Source organism: Faecalicoccus sp., assembly GCF_036552745.1.
Lineage (GTDB): Bacteria > Bacillota_I > Bacilli_A > Erysipelotrichales > Erysipelotrichaceae > Faecalicoccus.
Map to the genome: position 1 here is coordinate 1 of NZ_JAXKBY010000126.1, position 5,727 is coordinate 5,727.

The 5,727-nt window shown below is 37.5% G+C and carries 7 protein-coding genes; all 7 read left to right on the forward strand.

The window, feature by feature from the left end:
* A partial coding sequence (locus U0M88_RS06235; protein WP_331869250.1) for a PTS transporter subunit EIIC occupies positions 1-1,068 on the forward strand: 1,068 nt, incomplete at its 5' end.
* A gap of 1 nt (position 1,069) precedes the next feature.
* Positions 1,070-2,500, forward strand: a complete 1,431-nt coding sequence (locus U0M88_RS06240; protein WP_331869251.1) for a glycoside hydrolase family 1 protein — start codon at positions 1,070-1,072, stop codon at positions 2,498-2,500.
* Positions 2,501-2,606: 106 nt separating this feature from the next.
* The gene (rimP, locus tag U0M88_RS06245) at positions 2,607-3,065 is read left to right on the forward strand and encodes a ribosome maturation factor RimP (RefSeq protein ID WP_195221849.1); all 459 of its coding nucleotides are present in this window, start codon (positions 2,607-2,609) and stop codon (positions 3,063-3,065) included.
* Positions 3,066-3,076: 11 nt separating this feature from the next.
* Complete coding sequence (nusA, locus tag U0M88_RS06250; RefSeq protein WP_117446876.1) at positions 3,077-4,702, forward strand: transcription termination factor NusA; 1,626 nt, start codon at positions 3,077-3,079, stop codon at positions 4,700-4,702.
* A gap of 8 nt (positions 4,703-4,710) precedes the next feature.
* Positions 4,711-4,971: an RNase P modulator RnpM gene (rnpM, locus tag U0M88_RS06255; protein ID WP_022789002.1), complete on the forward strand. Its 261-nt coding sequence runs from the start codon at positions 4,711-4,713 to the stop codon at positions 4,969-4,971.
* Complete coding sequence (locus tag U0M88_RS06260) at positions 4,958-5,350, forward strand: L7Ae/L30e/S12e/Gadd45 family ribosomal protein (RefSeq protein ID WP_117446874.1); 393 nt, start codon at positions 4,958-4,960, stop codon at positions 5,348-5,350. Before rnpM ends, U0M88_RS06260 begins: the two co-directional genes overlap by 14 nt.
* Positions 5,265-5,727 (forward strand): translation initiation factor IF-2 N-terminal domain-containing protein (locus U0M88_RS06265; RefSeq protein WP_331869252.1); only part of this gene is annotated, 463 nt, incomplete at its 3' end. The genes U0M88_RS06260 and U0M88_RS06265, both read left to right, overlap by 86 nt.

A 5,727-nucleotide genomic window follows, 5' to 3' on the forward strand; every position in this document is an offset into this window, starting at 1 on the left:
ATTTTAGATGGAATTTCAGGATGCCTGACTCCAATCATCCCAGCATTAATAGGTTGCGGAATGATAAAAGTTATTGTTTTATGTATTACTACTTTTTCATGGTTACCAACGGATAGTGGCACCAATCAAATTCTAACTATTGTTGGAGATGCCGGATTTTATTTTCTTCCTATATTGGTAGGAGCCAATGCAGCTAAAAAATTTGGAGCTAATCCTTCTTTGGGAATGGTTATTGGTGCCATGTTAGTATACCCTACATTTGTAAATGGTGTTACAGACGGTACTGCTTTTGATATTTTTGGAATTCCTGTTTATGGAGCCAGCTATACAAGTTCGATTTTTCCTGCAATTTTATGTGTTTGGATCATGTCTTATATTGAAAAGTTCTTTGCACGAATTTCGCCAGATTCCTTGCGGTCTATAGTTGAACCATTGTGTACTTTGCTTGTGATGATTCCATTATCTTTTTGTTTATTAGCACCTGCTGGAGCATTTCTTGGTAACTATGTATCAGCTGCTGTCATTTGGCTATATAACACTGTTGGATTCTTAGGTGTTGGTGTATTAGCTGCTTTAATGCCTTTTTTAATTATGACTGGTATGCATTCTGCTTTTGTTCCATATTTGATGCAGATGTTTTCAACGGTTGGCTATGAACCAATTTTCTTTACTTCACTTGTAATATCAAATATTAATCAGGGAATTTCAGCTTTGGCTGTTGGAATCAAAACCAAAAATAAAACAGTACGATCAACAAGCATTTCATGTGCAATTACTGCATTAAGTGCTGGTGTTACAGAGCCTGCAATGTATGGAGTAAACTTCAAATATAAGACGCCTCTTTATGCAGCTATGATAGGCAGTCTTTGTGGCGGCCTATTTGCAGGAATTATGAATGTGTATATTTATGCCTTTGCCGGTGCCTCATCATTTGTAGCACTCCCTTGCTTTATCGGAGGAACTAGCGGTCTTACAAATATGATTTTAATGTGTGTTGCTATTGCTATTGGTTGCATCGTGACATTTATAGCAACATTATTCCTTTATAAGGAAAACGAGGAAGGATAAAATGAATAAAAATTTTTTGTGGGGAGGAGCTACAGCAGCCAATCAGGTTGAAGGTGCATATTTGGAAGATGGTAAAGGGTTAAGCACGGCTGATTTATTATCTTCTGGAACACATAAAAACCCAAGAAAAATCACCATGGATATAAGCGATGATTTAAATTATCCCAGCCATTTTGCTAGTGATTTCTATCATCGTTATAAGGAAGATATTGCTTATTTTGCGGAAATGGGATTTAGAACTTATAGAATGTCTATTGCCTGGACACGAATTTTTCCTACTGGTGTAGAAGATAAACCGAATGAAAAGGGATTAGAATTTTATGAGAACGTATTTAAAGAACTAAGAAAATACAATATTGAACCTTTAGTTACGATTTCTCATTATGAAATGCCTATTTATTTGGTTGAACATTTTGGCGGATGGAACAATCGTAAAGTCATAGATTATTATCTGAAATATTGCGAAGTTATTTTTAATCGATATAAAGAACTAGTTACTTACTGGCTTACGTTTAATGAAATTAATTGTGGAACTTTGCCTTTAGGAAATTATATGTCTCTGGGAATTTTGAATGAAGGTACTAAAGATTTTTTAAATCAGAAGGACGATCTTCAAAAGCGATATCAAGCATTACATCACCAATTGGTTGCCAGCGCCAAAGCGGTAGCTTTAGGACATGAGACAAACTCACATTTCAAGATTGGCAACATGATTGCGATCATGCCAACTTATCCTTTAACATGTAATCCTAAAGATATTCTAATGAATCAAAAAGAATGGAATGAGAGAAATTTTTATTGTGGAGATGTTCAAGTTTTTGGAGAATACAGTTATTTTGCGAGAAAAATGTGGAAGAAAAATAATATTCAGCTGGAAATTTCGGAAGAAGACTATAACAGCTTAAAAAAAGGTACGGTAGATTTTTATTCCTTTTCTTATTATCAAACGAATTGCATTAGCGCAAACCCTATAGAGAATAATTCCAGCGGTAATCTTTTGCAAGGCACCAAGAATCCATATCTGAAAACAAGTGATTGGGGTTGGCAGATTGATCCGGAAGGATTGAGATATGTGCTGAATGTACTTTATGATCGATATAAGAAACCATTGTTTATTGCCGAAAATGGATTAGGTGCATATGATAAATTAGAAGATGATGAAATTCATGATTCTTATCGAATTGAATATCTTAAGTTACATATCGATGCAATGAAAAAGGCAGTCGATATTGATGGTGTAGATTTAATGGGATATACCCCATGGGGATGTATTGATTTGGTTAGTGCTTCTACAGGAGAGATGAGTAAACGATATGGGTTTATTTATGTAGATGTTGACGATAATGGAAATGGAACCTATAAACGATATAAAAAAGATAGTTTTTATTGGTATAAGAAAGTTATCGCATCGAATGGAGAAGATTTAGATTAGGGAAAACAAATAATCGCTTGCGTTTAAGCATAGTTTGTGCTATGTTATGCATGTATTGAAACAAGGAGTGGGGAAACCCACTCCTTCATTTTGAAAAGGAGAAAGTATGGACAAACTCAAAGAGTGGATCGAACCCGTTCTGTCAAAGCTTGGCTGCAGGTTGTATGACATTGAATGGATACCGAGTCAAGATCCGCCGTTATTACGCTTTAGTGTAGAAAAAGAAAAGGGAGGCATGGATCTGGATACTTGTGCTTTGTGCAGTGATGCCATTGGGGAAGTATTGGATCAAAAAGACTGGTTTGCTTCCGAGTATATGTTGGAAGTATGTTCTCCGGGAGCGGAAAGGGAACTAAAAAATGAAGAACAGCTGCAGCGAGCCTTGGGAGAATATGTGTACTGTAAGCTGAAAGATCCTAAACAGGGATTGGATGCTGTGACGGGAGACTTAAAAGAAATCAATGAACATTCCATTGTGATTCAGTATAAAGATAAGACAAGAAATAAAACGATGGAAATTGAAAGAGAAAATATTGCGCTGATTCGAACAGCTGTTAAGGTATAAAGGAGACGGACATGAAACAAAAAGTGGATACGATTGCTTCTGCATTATTGGGAATTGAAAGTGATCGTCAGTTGACACCGGAAATTGTGGAAGAAGCTTTAAAGGAAGCTTTGACAAAAGCGTATCGTAAGCATATTGAAATTCCGGACGCTTATGTAAAAACTGAAATTAAAGACGGAATCATTCATATTTATCATCAAAGAGTCGTTGTAGAAGAAGTCGAAGACGATGAGTTGGAAATTTCCTTAAAAGAAGCGAAGAAAGTGAATAAGGATGCCAAACTGGGCGATATGATCGATGAAGAAGTGGATTATACACAATTTGATCGTGCTGCCGTTGTTCTGGCCAAAAACGTCATCAAACAAAAGATTCGTGAAGCCGAAAAACAAATCGTTTACGAAGAATATTGCGATAAAGTTGATGAAATGGTCATGGGAACGGTAGAAACCGTAGAACCTAAATTTGTGATCGTTAATATCGGTAAGACACTGGCCATGATGAAAAAGAGCCAGCAGATCCCAGGGGAAACTTATTATGAAGGACAAAATCTGTTGGTTGTGATTACTGAAGTCAATAAAGAAACAAAAGGTGCACAAGTCCTGGTATCACGAGCTACACCGGTATTCGTGCGGCGCTTGTTTGAGCGTGAAGTACCGGAAATCTATCAGGGTATCATTGAAATTAAAGCGATTGCCAGAGAACCGGGAGAACGTTGTAAAATCGCCGTTTATACACATAATGAAAACATTGATCCAATCGGTGCCTGCATTGGTCCGCGCGGTTCTCGTGTACAGATGATCATCAACGAACTGCATGGCGAAAAAATTGATATCTTTGAATGGTCTGATAACATTGCGGATTTGATCAAGAATGCCTTGAGTCCAAGTGAAGCTATTGCAGTCATTCCAAATGAAAATGTAAAGGATGGCTTGATCGTTGTCGTTCCGGAAAGTCAGTTGTCGCTTGCCATCGGTAAACGTGGTAAAAATGCTCGATTAGCTGTAAAACTGACAAATCGCAAGATCGATATTAAATCGGATGCGGAAATGGAAGAAGCAGGTATTGACTACATGGCTTTATCCAAAGCAATGCAGGAAGAATACGAAGCTAAGAAAGCAAAAGAGCGTGCTTATAAACAGCAGCAGCGTATTGAAGAATTGAACCAGACACCAACGGAAATCGAAAACGTGGATGTAGCTGACTTTACATACGATGATGATGTTTTACTGGATACAGAAGAAGATATGCCACTTCAGAATACAACGACCTTGTTTGAAAAAGAACAAGAGAAAAAAGAATTGGATGAAATGGAAGAAGCAGCTCGTATCGCTAAGGCAAAACGTAAAGAAAAAGCAAGTATTGCGCCAAGCACGGAATATACTTCTAAATTTGAAAACTTTGCAGATGTCTCGAATAAACAGGAAACAGCTCCGGTAAAATCGAAGAAAAAACAGGAAGAGGTCAAAGAAACAACGGATAAGCATGATCTAAGTGAGGTAAAACAGCAGTTTGAGCAGATGAAACCGATCTATTCAGAGGAAGAGCTTGCCGAGATTGAGGCCCAGCAGATGGAAGAAGAGAATGTCTGGGATGAAGATGTCGATTATGAAGAATTCGACGAATACTATGACGACTAGGAGTTTGTATGCGTAAGATACCGATGCGAAAATGTGTAGTGACACAGGAACGGTTTCCTAAAAAGGAACTGATTCGTGTGGTACGTACACCGGAAAAAGCAATTGAGGTTGATCTGACAGGAAAAAAGAACGGACATGGAGCTTACGTTTCCTTAAATAAGAAAACTATTGCTCTGGCTCGTAAGAACAAAGCATTAGATCGAGCTTTGGAAATGGAAATTCCAACAGCGATCTATGATCAGTTGGAAGAGCTCTGTGAAGACGAGTAAATGGATCTCGTATTGTCAGATTGCCTTTAGAGCCGGAAAAGTTGCTTATGGAAGCAAGCTGCTTCTAAGCATTCAAAAGAAACAGGCTTGTCTTGTTGTGTATTCCAATTTGATTGGAAACAACTTGAAAAAAAAGATACAGGACAAATGTCATACGTATCAAATACCTTATTTTGGTGTGGATCCTGATGAATTTGATCAGATCACGAAACGATCTTTTGTAGCATTTTCCATATTGGATGCTTCTTTAGCCAAACAAATATGGAATGATAGAAAGGGAATGGTGATGTCAAATGGCTTACAACAAACAGAAGAAAAAACCGAATCGAAACCGAAATCAGAGAAACAACAATCGCCAGCAGCCGGTAAAGAAAGTTGAATACCCTAAAGAGATTACATATCAGGAACCATTGACAGTTGGTGGTTTAGCCACACTGTTGAAACGAAACAGTTCGGATATTATAAAATTTCTCTTTATGATGGGAAATATGTCTACGATCAATACGGTATTAAGTGATGAAGATATTGAATTGATCTGTATGGAGTTCAACTGCGAGGCGCATAAAGAAGTGGTGATCGATGAAGATGATATTGAAGAACAAATCGATAACATTGAAGAAGATGAATCAAAATTACAGCCTAGACCACCAGTGATCACGATCATGGGGCATGTCGATCATGGAAAGACAACATTGTTGGATACGATTCGTAAAACACATGTTACCGGCGAAGAATTTGGTGGTATCACACAGCATA

Coding starts and splice junctions, on each gene's coding strand:
- nusA (WP_117446876.1), top strand. CDS start 3,077: ATGAAACAAAAAGTGGATACGATTGCTTCTGCATTATTGGGAATTGAA.
- U0M88_RS06240 (WP_331869251.1), top strand. CDS start 1,070: ATGAATAAAAATTTTTTGTGGGGAGGAGCTACAGCAGCCAATCAGGTT.
- rimP (WP_195221849.1), top strand. CDS start 2,607: ATGGACAAACTCAAAGAGTGGATCGAACCCGTTCTGTCAAAGCTTGGC.
- rnpM (WP_022789002.1), top strand. CDS start 4,711: ATGCGTAAGATACCGATGCGAAAATGTGTAGTGACACAGGAACGGTTT.